Source organism: uncultured Parvibaculum sp. (assembly GCF_963975745.1).
Taxonomy (GTDB): Bacteria; Pseudomonadota; Alphaproteobacteria; order Parvibaculales; family Parvibaculaceae; genus Parvibaculum.
Window position 1 is genome coordinate 77365 of sequence record NZ_CAXBIB010000003.1, and the last position, 19177, is coordinate 96541.

The window sequence follows — 19177 nt, forward strand, 5'->3', positions numbered from 1 at the left end:
TCCTTATGCGGGAGGATGCTCAGGACGAGATTGATGGCTGGCGATAGGTCAGCGTGAGCAGATATTTGGTATATTCGGAAACGAGCAGTCGCGTGGTGCCCGGATAGGCCCACCAGCCGTCAAGATGCAACGTGTCCTGGAAGACCGGATAGGACACGATCTCGACGCTCGGCATCGCGCGGTGCAGTTCAAGCCGCGCGCGGGGCAGGTGATAGGTGCTGGTCACCAGGATGATCGAGCGATAGTCGTTCCTGCGGACCCAGTCGGCGGTTTCGGCGGCATTGCCGATCGTGTTCTCGGCCATGCGGCCGAGATCGACACAGCAGTCAAACTTGGCCGCATCGCCCGGCACGATGTTCTTCAGCGATACAGGTGTCACGTCGGGATGGACGCCGGTGATCAGCAGCCGCGTCCCCTTGCCTTGATCGAGGAGCCGGTAGGCAACGGTGATGCGGTCCGGGCCGCCGGTCAGGGCGACGATGCCGTCGGCCACCGGAACGTCGGCTGGCGGCGTGCGGTGGAGTTCGGCGGTGAAGAGAAAGAAGCCGCCGGCATAGGCAACAGCCAGCAGCGCCGCGAGACCCGCCGCGATCCGGGCGATGCGCTTGCCGGGGCCCTGTCGTCGCGTCCCGTCCGCCGTCATGTCCGCGTTCATCTCCATCGATCGCGCCATCATGCTTCGATACCCGGCGGCCGTCCCCGGCCTTCCGGTTTTGCTCAAGCCTAGCACAGCCGGCCCGGTTGCCGCATAGGATGGTCAGGGCCCAAATCCCGGCGGACGCGGGGGTCAGAGCATCCGCTCGAGGCTGCGCATGACTGTTATCCGGGCGGTCAGGACGGCGACGGCCGCCGCCGCAAACGGCACGGCCGCGAGGACCGGATAGTGCTCCGGCCGGAGGCCCGATATGGGCACCATGAACAACCCATTGCCGCCGTTCGTGACGTTGAGCAGCAGGAAGGTCGCAACCGACAGGGCCAGGCCGATCAGCCCGCCGCGAAAGCCCAGATGCAGAAAATGCCGCTGGACTTCGGCGGCGATGAAGCGGTCGCGTGCACCGATCAGATGCAGCACTTCGACCACTTCGCGGTTTGCCGAAAGCCCGGCCCTGGTCGCAAAGGTCACGATGGCGATGGTTGTTGCCGCAACAGCGACAAGAATTCCATAGGCGAGGAAGGTTGCGGCGCGGGCGGCGCGACGCAGTTCGGCGCGCCACTGGTGGTGCGTGTCGAGCGTTGCGCCGGGGGCTGCGGCGGCGATATTGCGCGAAAGCGCTTCGAGATCGGGCGGTGCCGCCGCATCGACTCGAATATCGATCAGCCGGGGCAGGGGCAGATCGGGGGTCACGTTCCCCGTTCCGAGCCATGGTTCGAGCAAGGCCTCTGTGTCGGCGCGCGACAGGGCTCTCGCCGACAGGATGCCGGGCGTCCGGTCCAGCAGCAGCATCACGGCGTCGACCTGTTCCTCGGGTGCCGTGTCGGGCGAAGGTTTGATCTGCACGGTCAGCGCACCCGACAGATCGCTGGTCCAGTCGCTGGCGACGCGGTCCACCGAAAGTGCGGCACCGAGCGCGAGGCTGGCCAGGAAGCACATGGCCGCGATGACGAGCACGAGGGATATCCCTGTCGCACCGGCAGCCGGCATCACGCTTCGGGTCTCGACCAGAAGGCCTGCCAGCGCTGCACCGGCGCCGCGCCGTTCGCTGTGAAAGGTGGGGGCCGGATCAGGGGGGCGAGGTGCATCAGCCACGGACGGTCAGCCCTCCCTTGTGCAGGACCAGTTCCGGCGCGCCGGCGGCCTCAACCAGCGCCCGATCATGGGTCGCGATCAGCACCGATGTGCCGAGACGATTGAGTTCGATGAACAGACGCAGCAGGCGCTGGCCCATCTCGGGATCGACATTGCCGGTCGGTTCGTCGGCCAGCAGCAGGTCGGGCTGGGCGACAACCGCGCGGGCGATCGCGGCGCGCTGCTTCTCGCCGCCCGAAAGGGTTGGCGGCCTGGCGCTCAGGCGGTCGCCGAGGCCGACCCAGGCAAGCAGTTCCTCGACATCCGGCCGGTAGCTCTCTTCGGCCCGGCCCTGGATTTTAAGCGGCAAGGCCACATTCTCGTAGGTTGTCAGATGATCGAGCAGGCGGAATTCCTGGAAGACCACGCCGATACGCCGGCGTAGTGGCGGCAATTCGGCGCGGGGCAGTGTCGCGATGTCCTTGCCGAACATCGTGATCAGCCCGCGCGAGGGCCGCGTTGCCAGAAACATCAGCTTCAGCAGCGATGTCTTGCCGGCACCGGACGGCCCGGTCAGAAAGTGAAAGGATGCCGGCGCGAGGTGAAAACTCACATCGCGCAGCACCTCCGGCCCCATGCCGTAGCGCATGCCCACATTCTCGAAGCGAATCATGGCAGCGACGGTATCATGGAAAAAACCTGCCCATGCAGAGCGGTCCGGTGAAAAATGGCTTGTCGCCGGGCATTTCAGCTATCTGGCGTGGTCTTCTTAACGCGGCTTTAACCACGGGGCGGCTTTGAATAGGCTTGTGGAAATGCGGATCGCGGCCGGGCGGGCCCGGCTCCGTTTCGGCCCCTGTTGTCATCAACGCCAAACCGAATGTCCCGGATGATCATTACCTGTCCATCCTGCTCGACGCGATACCCGGTGGAGGCCTCCTCCTTTGCGCCGGCGGGACGGAAAGTGCGTTGTGCAAAATGCGGTCAAAGCTGGCATCAGGCCCCGCCGGCCGATCTCGATGCGGCCCCGTCCACGGTCGAATCTGCGGTCGAGGCGCCGCCGGCCGCACCTCCTGCGGCACCGGCCTTCACGGCGGCTGCCACACGCAAGAAGATTTTTGGCGAGAAACCGACGACCGGCCCGGTGGCGGACGGCTCGCCGCCTGCCGACAAGCCGGCATCCGACGATGACGATGTGGTCTTCGCCGACGCGCCGGTTGCGGTTTCCCGGACGGCCGATATCGGCAACCGGTTCCGGGCGCAGGTGCGGCGCGCGGCTTCGATGCGCCGTGGCAAGGCACTCAATGCGGCCGGCTGGGCGGCGCTGGCACTCTTTGTCGGCGGAACTTTGATGGGTGGCTATCAGTGGCGGGCCGATATTGCATCCGTCTGGCCGGCGACGACCCATGTCTATGCGGCGGTCGGCGCCCCGGTCAATCTGCGTGGCCTCGAATTTCGCAATGTCGGATACGAGCGGCAGGAAGAACAGGGCCTGCCGGTTCTGGCTGTCACCGGCGAGGTCGTCAATGTCAGCGGCAAGGCCATTGCGCTGCCGCGTCTGCGCGTCGGGCTGCGTGATGGCGATCAGAAGGAACTCTATCACTGGACATTTGCGCTCGGGCAACCGGAATTGCCGGCCGACGAAGCGGCAAGCTTCATGACGCGTCTGTCAAGTCCGCCGGTCGAGGCGCGCGATATCGAGATTCGTTTCGTCCGCGAAGAGGAAGACGCCGCCGCGCCGGATGCTGCCGCGCCTGACGCGGAATAGACGCTTGAACGGGCCCGCGCCGCATGGCGCCTCCATCCCCGTTCTCTATTCGGCGGCGGAAATCGGCGAGCGCGTTCGCGGTCTGGCGGCGGAAATAGCGGCATCGATGGTGCCGCAGCCGCTGATCATTCCGATTCTCAAGGGTAGTTTCATCTTCGCCGCCGATCTGCTGCGCGCACTCCACGAGGCGGGCATGACACCGGATGTGGATTTCATCAGCCTGTCGAGCTACGGCACCGGGACGCAGTCGCTCGGCGAGGTGCGCATCATCCGCGACACGGAGGTCGACATTGCCGGCCGCGATGTCCTGATCGTCGACGATATCCTGGAATCCGGCCGGACGCTTGCCTATGCGCGCGACCTGATGGTGTCGCGCGGCGCGCAAAAGGTCAGGAGTTGCGTCCTGCTGCGCAAACCTGGAAAGCTGGCGGTCGAGATCACTGCCGATTTCGTCGGTTTCGATTGTCCCGACCGCTTTGTGGTCGGCTACGGGATGGACGCCGCTCACGCCTGGCGTCAACTGCCGTTTGTCGGCTATCTGGAGACATGACGATGGCCCGTATTCTTGTCGCTGAAGACGAGCCGGATGTCAGGACATTCGTCATGCGTGCGCTCAAGGGGGCCGGTCACGCGGTCGACGGTGCCGGTGACGGCAGCGCGGCGCTTGAAGCACTGTCGCGCGCACGCGCCGACGGACGGCCTCATGATCTCCTGCTCACCGACATTCTGATGCCGGTCATGGACGGTGTGTCGCTGGCGCTTGCCGCATCGCGCGATGCGCCGGCGCTGCGCATCATGCTGATGACGGGTTATTCCGATCAGCGAGAGCGCGCGCACGGGCTCGAGGCGATCATCCACGATATCCTGCTGAAGCCGTTCACGCTTGACGAGCTGGTTCTTCGCGTCGCCTCGGTCCTGGACAACGCCGCCTAGAAGCGCTGCAGCAGGCGATCGAGATATTCGAGTTCGATGCGCGAACGTCCGAGTTCGCCGGCGCGTCGGCGCAGTTCCTCGAGGATCTCCCGGGCGCGCTGCATGTCGATCTTGTCGGGCACGGTGACGTCTGCCCCCTGGTTTGGTCCCGACTGCGGCATCGGCCGTCCGAATGGATCGGTACGCGACTGGCCGCGTCCCCGGCCCTCCTGTCGTCCCGCCATTCCCTGCATCAACTGGTCGGCCATGGCTTGTGCGCCGGCGCGCATTTCGTCGATCGCCTGTCCCTGCGCGCCTGTGGCGCGGTCGGCGCGGCCGTCGCCCAGCCGCTCCTCGGCATCCTGCATCGACCGTTCGGCATTGCCGAGCGCTGCCGGAATCTCGGCACCGCCTTCGCCCAGCCGCCGCAGAATCTCGCCCAGCTCGTCGCGCAACCTCTGTTGTGCATCGGCCAGTGCCTCGAGCGATGGGGCCGATCCCTCCCCGCTTTCCTGCGGCACCGGGCCCGGCAGGCCGGCGCCGGGCGTCTCGCCCTCGCCGCCATGCTCTTCCGTGCCGTGCTGCATGGCGCTGAAAGTCTGGTCCATCAGGTCGCGCTGCCTGGCGATCATCTCGCCCATCTGGTCGATGGCCTGCGCCATGGCCGCTTCGCCCGGACCCATCGGCCCGGTCTGTCCGGGCATCTGCAGATTTTCGAGGATCGCCTGGAGCTGCTGAAGCATGGCCTGCGCCTGATCGCGCGCGCCGCTTTGCGCGAGTTCTCCGATGGCGTTGAGCATTTCCTCAAGTTGCCGTCGTTCGACCGTCTGTGCATCCGAGAAGGCATCGCTGAATTCGGGCATGTCGGGCATCGGTCCCTGTTCGGCCGTCAGGGCGTCCATGTAGCGGTTGAAAGCATCCTTCAGCTCCGACATCAAGCGTGCGATTTCGCTTTCGCTCGCACCCTGGCTCAGCGCGTCGGCCAATGCCTTCTGCGCCTCGCGCAGGTCGCGTTCGGCCAGCGAAAGATCGCCGTTCTCGAGCCGCAGGGCGACCGACCAGAGAAGGTCGAAAATGCCTGTCAGATCGGCGTCGCGCCGCGCTTCCGTCAACCGCCAATAGGCGGCGCGCAGCGCGAGATAGACGACCGTGTCCTCGATATAGCGATCGGCATCCTGGGTGAAATTGTCGATAAAGCGCGCAACGCTCGCTCCAGCGCGGGGGTCGAGTGCAAGCCGACGGCGCTGCTCGATGATGGCGCTTGCCAGCGGGTCGACGAATGTGCGGGCCGGCAGATGCGTCTCGACCGGCGCGGCCAGGCCTTCCTGTCCGGCGTCGTCGCGCGCTGCAAGCGTGATCGTCACGGGCAGTCCGGCCCAGGGATGCGGCGTCAGGTCCATATAGGTTTCGCCCTCCGCCTCGCGCGGGCGCAAGGTGGTCAAGGGCAGCTGGACATGCGGTGCCGTCACCCGGGGCTCGGCGGCCGGCCGGGCGTCTTCGGAATCGGCATTGGCGTCGAGGTCGAGTTCGATGCGTGCCTCGGCGCCGGCAACGCCGTAATCGTCGGATACCTTGTAGACGAAGCGCAGCGCACCGGATGCCGATTGCGCCATCGGTTCGCCCCACTCGATCTGTGGCGCGGCATCCGGCGTCACCTCGACATGCCAGTTGCGGATCATGCGGCCGCCCTCGGTCAATGCGAGGTCGGTCGTCTCGGTCAGGACAACGTCGATGGCATGGTTGCCTTCGCTGAGCGTATTCAGCGCCTCGGGTTTTTCCCTTGAGCTGCCGTCGTGGCTTTCAAGAACCGGCGCGTTCCGCAGGCCGTGAACGCGCAATGACAGCATGCTGCCCTGCGGCGCATCGATCGCAACCTGCGTTGCGGGCGTTTCGTCGCCGCGGCGATCGAGATAGACAGGCGGCCTGGCGGTATAGGCGGGCGGGGTGATCCATGCCTCGATGCTAGCCTGTGTCGCCGTGCCGGTACCCGGCAGCAGGGCGGCGGCGATGCGATCGATGCGGCCGGGGCCCGTGCCGACGACGGCGACCACCAGCAGCAGCAGCACGGCGGCGCGCAGCGCGCGCGGGTCGCGTGTGGCCAGTGCCGATTGCGGCAGGCCGAGGCGGAGCTTGCGCAACCGGCCGATCACCCAGTGCCGATGCGCCGTCCACAAGGCCGGGTCGCCGGTCGACTCCGCCGCGACATCCTCATAGGCCGAGAGCGGCGAATGGGTCAGACCGGAGGTCTTTTCGAGATGCCGAAAGGCGTCGGCCCGGGTCGGCCACCTGAAGCCGCGAAAGCCGCACCACAAGGCCCAGACCAGCAGCGCGCCGAAGCCAGCCAGAATGGCCCAGTGAAGCGGCAGCGGCAAAAGGGCAAAGACGTCGAACAGCGACAGGACGACAAAAATGCCGGCAAGCGCGGCCGTCGGCCAGAGAGCGGTCCAGAAAACCTGCCAGGCGATCAGCACACGGGCGATATGCACGCGCCGTTCGATGCGCGGCGGCAGCCGTGCGGCGCGTGTCTCGCTCCGATCATGTTCGTTTCGTTCGGGGCCGGTCAAAGCCTTCCGCCCTTTTTGCCGTCGGTCAGGTCTGCACGGCCGACGACGCCGTCAATCGAGCCAACTGGGGATCATATCCTGTTTCAGGATTGCGTCATAACTGGGGCGTGCCCGCACCTCGGCAAACTCGCCGCCGCGCACCATGACTTCCGGAACCAGGGGACGTGTATTGTAGGTGGAGGCCTGCACGGCCCCGTAAGCGCCGGCCGACATGATGGCCACGAGATCGCCGCTCTTCAGATGCGGCAGTTCCCGTCCCTTGGCGAAGAAGTCGCCGGTTTCGCAAACCGGGCCCACGACGTCGTAGACAATGCGCTGCGTGCCGTCGGACGGCAGCGTCACGGGGCGGATCTCATGAAAGGCGTCATACAGGGTGGGGCGTATGAGATCGTTCATGGCCGCGTCGAGAATGAGGAAGGCTCGGTCGTCGCCGCGCTTTTCGTAGATGACGCGCGACACCAGAATGCCGGCATTGCCGGCAATCAGGCGGCCGGGTTCGAATGTCAGATTGCAGCCGAGATGGCCGATGCTGCGCTTCACCATCGCCGCATATTCGTCCGGATGCGGCGGCACGTCGTTGTCGCCGCGATAGGGAATGCCAAGGCCGCCGCCCAGGTCGATATGGCGGATCTCATGGCCTTCGGCGCGCAGCGCCTCAACCATGCGGGCAACGCGTTCGAAGGCGGCCGCGAAGGGTTCCAGCGAGGTCAGCTGGCTGCCAATATGAACGTCGATGCCGCTGGCGTCGATGCTCTTCAGCGCCCGCGCCCGCGCATAGACGGACGGGGCCCTTTTCCAGGAAATCCCGAACTTGTTCTCCGCCTTGCCGGTTGCGATCTTTTCGTGAGTTCCGGCATCGATGTCGGGGTTGACGCGAAGGGCAACGCGGGCAACGAGGCCGCGGGCATCGGCGAGTGCCGCCAGCAGTTCGAGTTCGGGTTCGGATTCGACGTTGAACTGGTCGATGCCCGCTTCAAGGGCAAAGGTCATCTCGCCCTCGGTCTTGCCGACGCCGGAGAACACGATCTTGTCCGGGGTCACGCCGGCAGCGAGCGCGCGCCGCAACTCGCCTTCCGACACCACGTCGGCGCCGGCGCCGAGACGGGCCAGAGTTGCGATAACGGCGAGATTGGAATTGGCCTTGACCGAATAGCAGATGCGCGCCGGCTGGTCGCGAAACGCGGCAGCGAAGACGGTGTAGTGGCGCTCGAGCGTGGCGCTCGAATAGCAATAGAAGGGCGTACCGATCGCGGCCGCGATATCGGGGATCGGTATATCCTCGGCATGCATGACGCCGTCGCGATAGTCAAAATGATGCATGATGCCGCAATCAGTCGTCGCTTCCGCGCGTCGTGCGCGTTGCACCCATGCCGTCCGGCAGCGGGCGGAAGTCGATCGGCAGATCTTCCTCGCTGATCGCGCTTGTCTCGGGGGCTGGTGCGGGCGTTGCGCCGGCCGGCGGTTCAAGCGGGCCCTTCTTGCCGCAACCGGCAAGGGCGGCCATCAGGAAGATGCCAAGCATGGCGGCCGGCAGGTTTCGCATGATCATCTTCCCCGTCCCTTTCCCGGTTCCTCGCGATCGAGCGCGGCGCGCCAATATGCGGCCGCGGCCCGCACATTGTCGGGTGCCGTGCCGCCGAAGCTCGTGCGGCTTGCCACCGAATTGTCGACGCCCAGAACCGAATATACCTCATCGGTGATACCCGACTCCACCTCGCGCATTTCGTCGAGCGTCAGCCCGTCGAGATCGACACCCTTCTTCTCGGCCCTGGCCACCAGCGCGCCCGTCGCATGATGCGCCTCCCGGAACGGCAAGCCAAGTGTCCGGACCAGCCAGTCGGCCAGATCGGTCGCGGTCGAAAAGCCGCGCGACGCGGCTCCACGCATCGCCTCCTCGTTGACGGCGAGCGTTTCGACCATGCCGGTCATCGCGGCGAGCGACAGCGACAGCGCATCGAGCGCGTCGAATGCCGCTTCCTTGTCTTCCTGCATGTCCTTCGAATAGGCGAGCGGCAACCCCTTCATCACGATCAGGAGTGTCGTCAATGCGCCGACGACGCGCCCGGTCTTGGCGCGCACGAGCTCCGCCGCGTCGGGATTGCGCTTCTGCGGCATGATCGAGGAACCGGTCGTGAAGCTGTCGGGCAGACGCACGAAGTCGAAGCCCGGCGTCGACCAGATGACGATTTCCTCGGCCAGCCGCGAAAGATGCGTCGCGCAGATGGCGGCTGCCGACAAAGTCTCGAGCACGAAGTCGCGATCCGACACGCTGTCGAGCGAATTGCGCGTGGGGGCATCGAAGCCGAGCGTGGCGGCGGTCGTTTCGCGATCGATCGGAAACGACGTGCCGGCGAGTGCTGCCGCGCCCAGCGGACATTCGTTGAGCCGCCGTCTTGCATCCGCCAGCCGTCCGCGGTCGCGGGCCGCCATTTCGACATAGGCCAGGCAATGATGGCCGAAGGTCACCGGCTGCGCGGTCTGCAGATGCGTGAAGCCGGGCATGATCGTTGCCGCATGGCTCTCCGCCTTGCCGACCAGCGCCAGCTGGAATTCCCGCAACTGCCCGTCCAGATGATCGATCGTGTCGCGGATATAGAGCTTGAAGTCGGTCGCCACCTGGTCGTTGCGCGAGCGCGCGGTGTGCAGCCGGCCGGCAACCGCGCCGATCAGCTCGGCCAGTCGCGCCTCGACATTCATGTGGATGTCTTCGAGTTCACGCTTGAATTCGAAACGCCCCGCCTCGATCTCGGCCAGCACCGCGTCGAGCCCTGCGACGATTTTGTCGGCATCCGCTCTTGAGATAATCCCGGTTTCGGCCAACATGGCCGCATGCGCCTTCGAGCCCGCAATGTCCTGGGCGAAAAAGCGCTTGTCGAAGCCGATGGAGGCGTTGATTTCCTCCATGATCCGGTCGGGGCCGGCGCCGAAGCGGCCGCCCCACATCTTGTTGCTCATCGTCATTCTCCGGACGGCCGCTTGTCGGAACGGGAGAGGAAGCGGATTGTCCATGTTTCAGGTCGGAACGAAGTCTATCGCCATTCTGGCGGCCGCCGCCCTTTTGATCGTCGGGGCGGTATACTTGATCGCACAGGGGGGCGGCAACCCGGAGGACCGGGCCGGCGCGCCGGCCCCCTCGGCGCTCGAGGCGCTGGCGGTGGGCGACATGGCCAATTTCCGGGCCCTGGCCACGCCTGCGGCGGTCCCGTCTGTCGTGTTCGAGGGCGACGAGGGTGAGACGCTGACGCTGGCGGCCTTCGAGGGCCGCCTGATCCTGCTCAATCTCTGGGCGACCTGGTGCGGCCCCTGCCGGGAGGAGATGCCGGCGCTCGACCGGCTTCAGAAGGCGATGGGGAGCGAGCGTTTCGAGGTCGTCGCGCTCAGCGTCGATCACCGGGGTCACGATCTCGCCCGGCGCTTCCTTGCCGAAAACGGCATCGATCATCTCGGCTTCTATATCGACCCGACGGCCCGGGCCAATGTGACGCTCAGGGCCTTCGGATTGCCGACGACGCTGCTGATCGCACCCGACGGTCGCGAAATCGGGCGGCTGGTCGGTCCCGCTCATTGGGACAGCGCGGATGCCGTGGCGCTGATTGCAGCGGCGCTCGATATTTCGGCACCCTGATCGTCCGGGTGGCGGATGGCCGTGATGATGTGCCTGTGGTGCGGGGTCAGGCCGGCTGGATGTCGGCGCGGGTGACGAACATGGCGCCCATGACCTGTGCCGGTTCGCTGCCGCCGGCGGTGAGAGGAACCGAGATCGTGTGCCCGACGAGGTAAAGCCGGTTCGACGCGGCGAAAGGCACCCTGAGAAAGATCGGCTTGCGGCCGAAAAAGGCCTTGCGGGTGATGTGGAGCCAGCGCGTCTGGACGGCCTTGGGATCGGTCGGGATCGTGTTTTCCTCGGCGAATTCCGACAGCAGCTTTCCGGTTCTCTCCTCGCCCAGCAGCTCGACCAGCGCCGTGCCGAAGAGCCGTGTACGGAAGTCTTCGCCGCCATCCACCGCCTCGGCAATGATCATGTTGGGCAGGAAGCGCAGAAGGTCGGCCGGCGATATATCGGCGCGGTCGACCATTTCGCGGTTGCCGCGCTTGCTTTCGATGTAGTTGAAGAATTCGATCACGGGCGGATGTTCCGGCGCGTCGATGAACTGCGGCTCGTCGGTCATGCGCCGCGCCCGCTCGCCGCCGCCGAAGCTGCCTTCCGCAATTCCGCCCATGTCTCCGTTCCTCCGCGGCTTTTCGGAGAATTGTGACACGCGGCGGTTAACGAAGTGTCGGCAAGGGCGCTGTGCCGGAACAGGACGGTGCCCGGGCGGATGGGGTCCTAGCGGGTGGGAACGGGCTTTTCGCCGCGATAATCGTAGAAACCGCGCTGGGTCTTGCGGCCGAGCCAGCCGGCCTCGACATATTTGACCAGCAGCGGGCAGGGCCGGTATTTCGAATCCGCCAGCCCGTCATAAAGCACCTGCATGATCGACAGACAGGTGTCGAGGCCGATGAAGTCGGCCAGCTGCAACGGGCCCATCGGATGATTGGCGCCCAGCCGCATTGCCTTGTCGATGCTTTCGACCGAGCCGACGCCTTCGTAAAGCGTGTAGACCGCCTCGTTGATCATCGGCAGCAGGATACGGTTGACGATGAAGGCCGGATAATCCTCCGCATGGGCGATCTTCTTGCCCAGCGTTTCGGCGAAGTCGCGCACGATCTCGAAAGTCGGGTCGTCGGTCGCGATGCCGCGCACCAGTTCGACCAGTTCCATCACCGGAACCGGATTCATGAAATGGAGTCCCATGAACCGTTCGGGCCGGTCGGTCGAGGCGGCCAGGCGCGTGATCGAGATCGACGAGGTATTGGTTGCGATCAATGCGTCTTCGCGCAGATGCGGGCAGAGATCGGCGAATATCTTGCGCTTGACCGCTTCATTTTCGATCGCGGACTCGATCACGATATCGGTGTCGTCGAAACTTTCCATCGAACTTGCGGCCGTGATGCGTGCCAGCGCGGCGTCGCGCTGGGCTTCGGTGATGCGTCCGCTGCCGACCTGCCGCGTCATGTTGCCGTCGATGGTGGCCAGACCCGCCTCGATGCGTTCCTTCGAAACGTCGAAAAGCAGCACGTCGTAATTGGCCAGCGCGCAGACATGCGCGATCCCGTTGCCCATCTGGCCGGCGCCGATCACGCCTACCTTGCGAATTTTCATCTCACTCATCCCGATTGGCGCGGCCGCAACACAGGCCTCACGCGACAAACCTAGCAAAGATTTCGGCCTTGTGCGCCCGATAACGGGCCGAAAATGAAAAACGGCGCCGGCCCTTTCGAGGCGGCGCCGTTTCCGGATCTGCGGGGCCCCGGCAGGGGCCCGGGGATCGTTTCAGAGACCGGCCTTGGTCAGCTCGGCTTCCAGTTCCGGCACCGCCTTGAAGAGATCGGCGACGAGGCCGTAATCGGCGACCTGGAAGATCGGCGCCTCCTCGTCCTTGTTGATGGCGACGATGATCTTCGAATCCTTCATGCCGGCCAGATGCTGGATCGCACCCGAGATGCCGACCGCGATATAGAGCTCCGGCGCCACGACCTTGCCGGTCTGGCCGACCTGGTAGTCGTTGGGCACGAAGCCGGCATCGACGGCCGCGCGCGAGGCGCCGACGGCGGCGCCCAGCTTGTCGGCAATGGTTTCGAGCATGGCGAAGTTCTCGCCATTCTGCATGCCGCGGCCGCCCGAGATGATGATCTTGGCCGAGGTCAGCTCCGGACGGTCCGACTTCGTCAGCTTCTCCTCGACGAATTCGGAGAGGCCCGGATTGTCGCCGGCGGCGATCTTCTCGACCGCGGCCGAACCGCCCTGGCCGGCCGCCGGGAAGGCGGTGGTGCGCACCGTGATGACCTTCTTGGCATCGGTCGACTTGACGGTCTGGATCGCGTTGCCGGCATAGATCGGACGCTCGAAGGTGTCGGCGCCGTTGACGGCGGTGATTTCCGAGATCTGCGCGACGTCGAGCAGCGCGGCCACGCGCGGCATGAAGTTCTTGCCGACGGTGGTGGCGGCGGTCACGATCGCGTCGTAGTCGGCGGCGAGCTTCACCACCAGCGCGGCCAGCGGTTCGGCAACCGGATGCGCATAGAGCGCATCGTCGGCGACCAGCACCTTCTTGACGCCGTCGAGCTTGGCGGCCGCTTCGCCGGCGGCGCCGCAATCCTGGCCGATCACCAGCACATGAACGTCGCCGCCGAGTTTCGAGGCGGCCGTCACGGTTTTCGCGGTGGCGTCGTTCAGCGCCTTGTTGTTGTGGTCTGCAATAACAAGCGTGGTCATCCGATCACTCCCGCTTCCTTGAGCTTCGATACAAGCTGTTCAACCGATTCGACCTTGATGCCGGCCTGGCGCTGCGGCGGCTCGGTCACTTTCAGCACTTCGAGGCGGGCCTTGACGTCGACGCCGTAATCCGAGGGCGCCTTTTCGTCGATCGGCTTCTTCTTGGCCTTCATGATGTTGGGCAGCGAGGCGTAGCGCGGCTCGTTGAGGCGCAGGTCGGTGGTCACCACCGCCGGCATGTTGAGCATCAGCGTCTGCAGCCCGCCATCGATCTCGCGCGTCAGCTTCAGCTTGTCGCCTTCCAGTTCGACCTTCGAGGCGAAGGTGCCCTGCGGCCAGCCCAGAAGGGCGGCCAGCATCTGGCCGGTCTGGTTGCAATCGTCGTCGATCGCCTGCTTGCCGAGAATGATCAGGTCCGGCTTTTCCTGTTCGGCGACGCCCTTCAGGATCTTGGCGACGTTGAGCGGCTCGACCGTCTCGTCGGTCTTGACCAGAATGCCCCGGTCGGCGCCCATGGCGAGCGCGGTGCGGATGGTTTCGGTCGTCTGCTGCGCGCCGATCGAAACCGCGATCACTTCGGTCGCCTTGCCGGCTTCCTTCAGACGCACCGCTTCTTCGACGGCGATTTCGTCGAACGGGTTCATCGACATCTTGACGTTGGCGAGATCGACACCGCTCTGATCCGACTTGACGCGGATCTTGACGTTGTAATCGACCACTCGCTTGATCGGGACGAGGATTTTCATTGAGGCGAACTCCCTGCGCGTTGCCGGGGGCGTCGGAAATCCGGGGGTGTGACCCCGGCCCCTCGGAACCCTGGCGCCGGTCTTGGTGTAGGTCTTTCGGCGCGGCGGGCGGTCCGCGAAATGGCTGTTTCCCTGAGGAAATTCCGCCTGCCTGCGAAAAGCGACATAAGCTGCTGTTGCGGTGCGGCAACCTAGTGGCCCCGCCCCCTCCTGTCAACGCGACCGGAAGGCGCGTTCCGGGCCCTTCAGCGGCTGGCGCCGGGGGTCCAGAGCACGTCGCCCGGTCCCTTGCCGTCCGGGCCCTTGTTGACCCAGCGGGCGGCCACGAAAAGGAAGTCCGAGAGCCGGTTCAGATAATGCAGCGCCGGTCCGCCGACCCGCTCCTCGGGGTTCTCGGCCAGCGCCGCCACCAGCCGCTCGGCGCGGCGGCAGACGGTGCGCGCAAGATGCAGATGGGCGGCGGCCGGGGTGCCGGCCGGCAGCACGAAGGAGCGCAGCGGCTCGAGGGCGCCGTTCAGTTCGTCGATCTCGGCCTCGAGCCGGGTCACCTGGGCCTCGACGATGCGCAAGGGCTCGTAATCGAGCTTCTCGCCGCGGTCGGGGGTCGCGAGATCGGCGCCGAGATCGAACAGGTCGTTCTGGATGCGGGCCAGCATCGCATCGAGCGCCGCCATGCCGCCGGTATGGAGGCGGGCGACGCCGATCGCCGAATTGGTCTCGTCGACGGTGCCGTAGCTTTCGATGCGGAGCGCATGCTTGGGCACGCGCTCGCCGTTTGCCAGCGCCGTCGTACCCTTGTCGCCGGTGCGGGTATAGATCCTGTTCAGCGTGACCATCAGGTGTCCGTCAGCCTTTCGCGAAGGGCAGAATCCGCTTCAGCACATTGTCCTTCAGGACGAAGTGGTGATAGAGCGCCGCGCCGATGTGAAGCAGCACCAGCGCCAGCAGCAGGCGGCCATTGATGCCATGCAGGACATGGCCGATCCCGTTGATCGTGTCGTTCTGCGCGATCTTCAGCGGAATGGTGCCGAAAGCGACCGGTTCGCGCTTCGAGGTCGTCACCATCATCAGGCCGAAGACCGGCTGCAGCGTCACGCAGAGCATCAGCAGGTGATGGGTCGATTTGGCCGTGATCTCCTGCCAGCGCGGCATCGCCGGCAGGGCCGGCCGCGCATGGCCCATCCGCCAGCCGAGCCAGAACACCATCACCACCAGCACGATCAGGCCGAAGCCGAAATGCCAGGTCGCGGTTTCGCGGGCGATGTTGAAGCCGCCATAAAGCATCAGCAGCACCAGCACCGCGGCAACCCAGTGAAATGCCTTGGAACCGCCGCTGAAAGTTTCGCCCTGCGCCATGGAAGCCTCCCCTTGTTCCCGATCGGGGTACAGCCTCGCCCGGCAGGCGCTGCCGATCAAGCCCCGCCGCGGCTCAGACCGTCTTCCAGCCCCGGCGCCATTGCGCGATGGCGGCGCCGATCTCGTGCGGGCTGTCTTCCTGGATGAAATGGCTGCCCTTGACGGTCACCTCGGTCTGGTTCTTCCAGCTGCGGCAGAATTCGCGCTGCGCGCCGATCAGGATGGCGCCGGGATCGGCATTGACGAAGAGCTTGGGCAGATCGTTGGCGGCCATCCATTGCGCGTAATCGGCGACGAGCTCCGTCACGTCGGCCGGCTGGCCGTCGAGCGGAATCTGGCGCGGCCAGGTCAGGGTCGGCCGGCGGCCTTCGCCCGGTTCGCGGAAGGGCCGGCGATAGACCGCCATCTCCTCGTCGGTCAGCCGGCGCAGGATCGAGCCCGGCAGCACCCGTTCGATGAAGAGATTGTTTTCGAGAATCATCTCCTCGCCGGCATCCGAGCGGAAGGCCTCGAATATGCCGCGCGCGGCCTCGTTCCATTCATGCCAGGCCAGCGGGCGGACAATCCCTTCCATATAGGCGATGCCTTCCACCGCCGCGCGGTTGCGGTTGGCCCAGTCGAAGCCCAGCGCCGAGCCCCAGTCATGGACCACCAGCGTCACGTTGCGCGTCGCGCCGGCCGCGTCGAGAAAGGCTTCGAGAAAGCGGCGATGCTCGCGGAAGGTGTAGCGCTCGGCGCTCGAGGGTTCGAGCTTGTCGCTGTCGCCCATGCCGATCAGGTCGGGCGCGATGCAGCGGCCCTGGGTCCGCAGATGCGGCATCACATTGCGCCAGAGATAGGAGGAAGTCGGATTGCCGTGCAGGAAGACGATCGGATCGCCCGTGCCCATTTCGACATAGGTCATGGCGCGTCCCGAAATCGTCAGCGATTTCTTCGGGTGCTCGGCGGCGGAGATCGGCTGGTCGGTCATGGGGGAGCCTCTGCCGGAAAACGATCATGATACGCCCGCCGGGCCCGCGCCCCAAACGCCAAAAAGGGCGCCTTGCGGCGCCCTTTTCGTACGTTTCCGGGGATTTGTCTGCGGTCAGAAGCTGTAGGCGTAGCGGATGCCGGTATTGGTCAGGCCTTCATTGTCGTCGCAGAGGCCGCCATTCGACATGTGCTCCACCGACAGCATCAACGCGTGCGACTTGTCGAAGCGATAGCCCAGCGAGGCGCTTTCATGGAACTGCGCCCGGCAGCCGAAATTCTTGCTGGTGGCGGTGGCGCGGTCGGTCTCGCCGTCATGCACGGCGCCGCCGAGCGTGAAATCGACGAAGAAGGCATCGGTCAGGTCGAAGGTCCAGCCGAGACCGGCATAGCCGAAGCTGGTGCCGTTGCCGGTGTTGATGGTGCCGCCGATCAGCGGCCGCGGCGCGAAGGCCCAGGCCAGAAAGTCGGGCGAGGCGAAGCGGATCTCGAGATTGATGTCGGGATCGGTCGTCTCATGCGAATTGTGGAAGATGCTCGAATCGTGATCCATCACGCCAATGCGCATTTCGCTGATCAGGCCTTCGGCCGCGGCCGGTGCCTGGACCGAGACGAGAGCGATCGCGGCCATGGCGGCGATCAGGCTTTTGTTGCGAGTCACTTTTTGAACCCCCTGCTTTAAGAATCCCCCGGATGGTGCCGCGATGTTACAGCGCCGCGTTCCGGCATGAGAACGAACTTTTGACCGTCGGGTGTGAATGCGCCCGAGTGTGACCGCGAAAGCCCGATTTTTGGTTAACGTCCCGACGTATGGCTCAGAGATTGACCAGATAGAGCCCGGCCATGATGACGATGACGGCCAGGAACTGCAGGCCGACGCGCCAGCGCATCAGCGTCTGCGAGCGATTCGCGGAGCCGCCGCGCATCATGTTCCAGAGCCCGGCCAGCAGCACGGCCAGCACGGCCAGAAGCGCCAGCGGCGCCAGCCAGGTTACGACGAATTCAGCCATCTCTTCAGTCCTCAATTGCCGCCTTCGAGCAGGCGGCGGGCAATCACCTGGGCCTGGATTTCGGCCGCGCCTTCGAAAATGTTGAGAATGCGGGCATCGCAGAGCACGCGGCTGACCGGATATTCCAGTGCGAAACCGTTGCCGCCATGGATCTGCAGCGCATTGTCGGCCGCCGCCCAGGCGATGCGCGCGGCCAGCAGTTTGGCCATGCCCGCTTCGAGGTCGCAGCGCCTGCCGCCATCCTTTTCGCGCGCCGCGAAATAAGTCAGCTGGCGCGCCACCATGATCTCGACGGCCATGGTCACCAGCTTGCCGTTGACGCGCGGGAAATCGTAGATCGGCTTGCCGAACTGGATCCGGTCCTGCGCGTAGCGAAGCCCCAGCTCCAGTGCCGATTGCGCCACGCCGACGGCGCGTGCGGCGGTCTGGATGCGGGCGCTTTCGAAGGTCTGCATCAATTGCTTGAAGCCCTGGCCTTCCTCGCCGCCCAGCAGGTTCTCGGCCTTGACCTCGAAATCGTCGAAGCCGATCTCGAATTCCTTCATGCCGCGATAGCCCAGCACCTCGATCTCGCCGCCCGACATGCCCTTGGCCGGAAAGGGTTCGTCGTCGTCGCCGCGCGGCTTTTCGGCCAGCAGCATCGACAGGCCCTTGTAGCCCGGCTGGTCATTGGTGCGGCAGAGCAGCGTCATCACATCGGCCCGCGCCGCATGGGTGATCCAGGTCTTGTTGCCGTTGACCTTGTAGACGTCGCCCTCGCGCTTTCCACGCGTCTTGAGGCTCGCCAGGTCGGAGCCGGTATTGGGTTCGGTGAAGACCGCCGTCGGCAGGATCTCGCCGCTTGCGATCTTCGGCAGCCATTTGTCCTTCTGCTCTTTCGTGCCGCCGCCGAGAATCAGTTCGGCGGCGATTTCCGAGCGCGTGCCCAGCGAACCGACGCCGATATAGCCGCGCGACAGTTCTTCGGAAACGACGCACATCGATTCCTTGCCGAGACCGAGGCCGCCATAGGCCTCGGGGATCGTCAGGCCGAAGACGCCGAGTTCGGCCATCTGTTCGACCACCGGCATCGGAATGTAGTCGTCCTTCAAGTGCCATTCATGCGCATGCGGCAGCACTTCGGCATCGGCGAAGCGGCGCATCTGTTCGCGGATCGCCTCGTAGGTTTCCTCGAGCCCGGCATCGCCATAGGTCGCCGCGCCGGCATGGGCGGCGATCAGTTCGGCCAGCCGCGCCCGCACCGCCGCCGTGAAGCCGGCCGATGTCAGCCGCTGCACGGCCGGAGCGGCGCGGAAGGCGGCGACATGCTCTTCCGTCAGGCCCAGATCCTGCGGCCGCACGATCTCGCCCTGGCTCATCGGAATGCCGCCGGCAAACTGGCTGAGATATTCGCCGAACGCCGCCTGCACGATCAGCGCCTCGAATTCGCCGAAGCGCCCTTCCTCGGTCATGCGCGCCGCATAGGCCGCCATCTGGCGCAGCGCTTCCACATAGGTCGCGGCCCAGGCAAAGCCATGCACGGCGAACTGCTCGCGCTCGATGGCGGCGGCCGAGACCTTGCCGTCTGTGGCCACCGTCGCGAAGACCGCGGCCCGCGCCTTCGCCAGCAGCGTATCGGCGGCCTCGACCGCCTGCGCCGTCAGCGTCAGCAGGTCGGCCAGCAGCGCCCCGGAGCGGTCGGCGGCGGGGACGGCGGGCTTGGCGGCGGCGCTTTCGGCAGGGGACATGGGGTGCACTCGTCTTTGATGACTGTGTAAAAAGGGCGGGAAGCGGCGGGTTGAGCGGCGGCCGCCGGCATGGCGCCGCCCTC

The 19177-nt window shown here is 65.5% G+C and carries 21 protein-coding genes; 4 read left to right on the plus strand and 17 right to left on the minus strand.

The window, feature by feature from the left end:
- Positions 1 to 19 precede the first annotated feature (19 nt).
- From AAC071_RS03385 to ftsE, 3 genes are all read right to left on the minus strand, one after another.
- The gene (locus AAC071_RS03385; RefSeq protein WP_339830020.1) at positions 20 to 676 is read right to left on the minus strand and encodes a YdcF family protein; all 657 of its coding nucleotides are present in this window, start codon (positions 674 to 676) and stop codon (positions 20 to 22) included.
- 111 nt (positions 677 to 787) lie between these two features.
- On the minus strand, positions 788 to 1747 hold the full coding sequence (locus AAC071_RS03390) for an FtsX-like permease family protein (RefSeq protein WP_339830022.1): 960 nt from the start codon (positions 1745 to 1747) through the stop codon (positions 788 to 790).
- Positions 1740 to 2399, minus strand: a complete 660-nt coding sequence (ftsE, locus tag AAC071_RS03395; protein ID WP_339830024.1) for a cell division ATP-binding protein FtsE — start codon at positions 2397 to 2399, stop codon at positions 1740 to 1742. Before ftsE ends, AAC071_RS03390 begins: the two co-directional genes overlap by 8 nt.
- 216 nt (positions 2400 to 2615) lie before the next feature.
- On the opposite strand from ftsE, the gene AAC071_RS03400 reads away from it, so the two are divergent.
- The 3 genes from AAC071_RS03400 to AAC071_RS03410 are packed head-to-tail and all read left to right on the plus strand — an operon-like array spanning position 2616 to position 4427.
- Positions 2616 to 3494, plus strand: a complete 879-nt coding sequence (locus AAC071_RS03400; protein WP_339830025.1) for an MJ0042-type zinc finger domain-containing protein — start codon at positions 2616 to 2618, stop codon at positions 3492 to 3494.
- A gap of 4 nt (positions 3495 to 3498) precedes the next feature.
- The gene (gene hpt, locus AAC071_RS03405) at positions 3499 to 4044 is read left to right on the plus strand and encodes a hypoxanthine phosphoribosyltransferase (RefSeq protein ID WP_339830026.1); all 546 of its coding nucleotides are present in this window, start codon (positions 3499 to 3501) and stop codon (positions 4042 to 4044) included.
- Positions 4045 to 4046: 2 nt separating this feature from the next.
- Positions 4047 to 4427 (plus strand): response regulator, encoded by a 381-nt coding sequence (locus AAC071_RS03410; RefSeq protein ID WP_339830027.1) that lies wholly within the window; start codon positions 4047 to 4049, stop codon positions 4425 to 4427.
- Here the strand turns inward: AAC071_RS03410 and AAC071_RS03415 are convergent.
- From AAC071_RS03415 to argH, 4 genes are read right to left on the minus strand one after another with little or no spacing between them, the layout of a single operon-like run.
- Positions 4424 to 6970 carry a TIGR02302 family protein gene (locus AAC071_RS03415; protein ID WP_339830029.1) on the minus strand — a complete coding sequence of 849 codons (2547 nt, stop codon included), beginning with the start codon at positions 6968 to 6970 and terminating at the stop codon, positions 4424 to 4426. The two genes, AAC071_RS03410 and AAC071_RS03415, sit on opposite strands and share 4 nt — an antisense overlap.
- A gap of 51 nt (positions 6971 to 7021) precedes the next feature.
- A complete protein-coding gene (lysA, locus tag AAC071_RS03420; RefSeq protein WP_339830030.1) occupies positions 7022 to 8290 on the minus strand; it encodes a diaminopimelate decarboxylase in 1269 nt (422 codons plus the stop codon).
- A 10-nt stretch (positions 8291 to 8300) separates the two neighbouring features.
- On the minus strand, positions 8301 to 8513 hold the full coding sequence (locus tag AAC071_RS03425; protein WP_339830032.1) for a lipoprotein: 213 nt from the start codon (positions 8511 to 8513) through the stop codon (positions 8301 to 8303).
- Positions 8514 to 8515: 2 nt separating this feature from the next.
- Complete coding sequence (argH, locus tag AAC071_RS03430; protein WP_339830034.1) at positions 8516 to 9925, minus strand: argininosuccinate lyase; 1410 nt, start codon at positions 9923 to 9925, stop codon at positions 8516 to 8518.
- Positions 9926 to 9977: 52 nt separating this feature from the next.
- Here argH and AAC071_RS03435 point away from each other — a divergent pair, with 52 nt between their 5' ends.
- Positions 9978 to 10595: a TlpA disulfide reductase family protein gene (locus AAC071_RS03435; RefSeq protein WP_339830036.1), complete on the plus strand. Its 618-nt coding sequence runs from the start codon at positions 9978 to 9980 to the stop codon at positions 10593 to 10595.
- A gap of 46 nt (positions 10596 to 10641) precedes the next feature.
- Here AAC071_RS03435 and AAC071_RS03440 read toward each other — a convergent pair whose 3' ends face one another.
- The 10 genes from AAC071_RS03440 to AAC071_RS03485 form a co-directional block, all read right to left on the minus strand.
- A complete protein-coding gene (locus tag AAC071_RS03440; protein ID WP_339830038.1) occupies positions 10642 to 11190 on the minus strand; it encodes a PAS domain-containing protein in 549 nt (182 codons plus the stop codon).
- A 107-nt stretch (positions 11191 to 11297) separates the two neighbouring features.
- Complete coding sequence (locus tag AAC071_RS03445; RefSeq protein ID WP_339830040.1) at positions 11298 to 12173, minus strand: 3-hydroxybutyryl-CoA dehydrogenase; 876 nt, start codon at positions 12171 to 12173, stop codon at positions 11298 to 11300.
- A gap of 171 nt (positions 12174 to 12344) precedes the next feature.
- Positions 12345 to 13286, minus strand: coding sequence for an FAD-binding protein (locus tag AAC071_RS03450; RefSeq protein ID WP_339830042.1), 942 nt, complete (start codon positions 13284 to 13286; stop codon positions 12345 to 12347).
- Positions 13283 to 14032, minus strand: a complete 750-nt coding sequence (locus tag AAC071_RS03455; RefSeq protein ID WP_339830044.1) for an electron transfer flavoprotein subunit beta/FixA family protein — start codon at positions 14030 to 14032, stop codon at positions 13283 to 13285. Before AAC071_RS03455 ends, AAC071_RS03450 begins: the two co-directional genes overlap by 4 nt.
- 245 nt (positions 14033 to 14277) lie before the next feature.
- A complete protein-coding gene (locus AAC071_RS03460) occupies positions 14278 to 14868 on the minus strand; it encodes a cob(I)yrinic acid a,c-diamide adenosyltransferase (protein ID WP_339830046.1) in 591 nt (196 codons plus the stop codon).
- Between the two features lie 10 nt (positions 14869 to 14878).
- The gene (locus tag AAC071_RS03465) at positions 14879 to 15388 is read right to left on the minus strand and encodes a cytochrome b/b6 domain-containing protein (protein ID WP_339830048.1); all 510 of its coding nucleotides are present in this window, start codon (positions 15386 to 15388) and stop codon (positions 14879 to 14881) included.
- Positions 15389 to 15461: 73 nt separating this feature from the next.
- The gene (locus AAC071_RS03470; protein WP_339830050.1) at positions 15462 to 16358 is read right to left on the minus strand and encodes a haloalkane dehalogenase; all 897 of its coding nucleotides are present in this window, start codon (positions 16356 to 16358) and stop codon (positions 15462 to 15464) included.
- Between the two features lie 114 nt (positions 16359 to 16472).
- Positions 16473 to 17018, minus strand: coding sequence for an acyloxyacyl hydrolase (locus AAC071_RS03475; RefSeq protein WP_339830052.1), 546 nt, complete (start codon positions 17016 to 17018; stop codon positions 16473 to 16475).
- A 154-nt stretch (positions 17019 to 17172) separates the two neighbouring features.
- Entirely contained in the window at positions 17173 to 17367 is a 195-nt protein-coding gene (locus tag AAC071_RS03480; protein ID WP_339830054.1) for a twin transmembrane helix small protein, read from the minus strand.
- Between the two features lie 11 nt (positions 17368 to 17378).
- Entirely contained in the window at positions 17379 to 19094 is a 1716-nt protein-coding gene (locus AAC071_RS03485; protein WP_339830056.1) for an acyl-CoA dehydrogenase family protein, read from the minus strand.
- Positions 19095 to 19177 lie beyond the last annotated feature (83 nt).

What these genes read in the sequence shown, in the direction of transcription:
- AAC071_RS03385 (WP_339830020.1), bottom strand. Translation starts at nt 676, where the DNA reads ATGATGGCGCGATCGATGGAGATGAACGCGGACATGACGGCGGACGGG.
- ftsE (WP_339830024.1), bottom strand. Translation starts at nt 2,399, where the DNA reads ATGATTCGCTTCGAGAATGTGGGCATGCGCTACGGCATGGGGCCGGAG.
- AAC071_RS03400 (WP_339830025.1), top strand. Translation starts at nt 2,616, where the DNA reads ATGATCATTACCTGTCCATCCTGCTCGACGCGATACCCGGTGGAGGCC.
- AAC071_RS03410 (WP_339830027.1), top strand. Translation starts at nt 4,047, where the DNA reads ATGGCCCGTATTCTTGTCGCTGAAGACGAGCCGGATGTCAGGACATTC.
- lysA (WP_339830030.1), bottom strand. Translation starts at nt 8,290, where the DNA reads ATGCATCATTTTGACTATCGCGACGGCGTCATGCATGCCGAGGATATA.
- AAC071_RS03425 (WP_339830032.1), bottom strand. Translation starts at nt 8,513, where the DNA reads ATGCGAAACCTGCCGGCCGCCATGCTTGGCATCTTCCTGATGGCCGCC.
- argH (WP_339830034.1), bottom strand. Translation starts at nt 9,925, where the DNA reads ATGAGCAACAAGATGTGGGGCGGCCGCTTCGGCGCCGGCCCCGACCGG.
- AAC071_RS03435 (WP_339830036.1), top strand. Translation starts at nt 9,978, where the DNA reads ATGTTTCAGGTCGGAACGAAGTCTATCGCCATTCTGGCGGCCGCCGCC.
- AAC071_RS03440 (WP_339830038.1), bottom strand. Translation starts at nt 11,190, where the DNA reads ATGGGCGGAATTGCGGAAGGCAGCTTCGGCGGCGGCGAGCGGGCGCGG.
- AAC071_RS03445 (WP_339830040.1), bottom strand. Translation starts at nt 12,173, where the DNA reads ATGAAAATTCGCAAGGTAGGCGTGATCGGCGCCGGCCAGATGGGCAAC.
- AAC071_RS03450 (WP_339830042.1), bottom strand. Translation starts at nt 13,286, where the DNA reads ATGACCACGCTTGTTATTGCAGACCACAACAACAAGGCGCTGAACGAC.
- AAC071_RS03455 (WP_339830044.1), bottom strand. Translation starts at nt 14,032, where the DNA reads ATGAAAATCCTCGTCCCGATCAAGCGAGTGGTCGATTACAACGTCAAG.
- AAC071_RS03460 (WP_339830046.1), bottom strand. Translation starts at nt 14,868, where the DNA reads ATGGTCACGCTGAACAGGATCTATACCCGCACCGGCGACAAGGGTACG.
- AAC071_RS03465 (WP_339830048.1), bottom strand. Translation starts at nt 15,388, where the DNA reads ATGGCGCAGGGCGAAACTTTCAGCGGCGGTTCCAAGGCATTTCACTGG.
- AAC071_RS03470 (WP_339830050.1), bottom strand. Translation starts at nt 16,358, where the DNA reads ATGACCGACCAGCCGATCTCCGCCGCCGAGCACCCGAAGAAATCGCTG.
- AAC071_RS03480 (WP_339830054.1), bottom strand. Translation starts at nt 17,367, where the DNA reads ATGGCTGAATTCGTCGTAACCTGGCTGGCGCCGCTGGCGCTTCTGGCC.
- AAC071_RS03485 (WP_339830056.1), bottom strand. Translation starts at nt 19,094, where the DNA reads ATGTCCCCTGCCGAAAGCGCCGCCGCCAAGCCCGCCGTCCCCGCCGCC.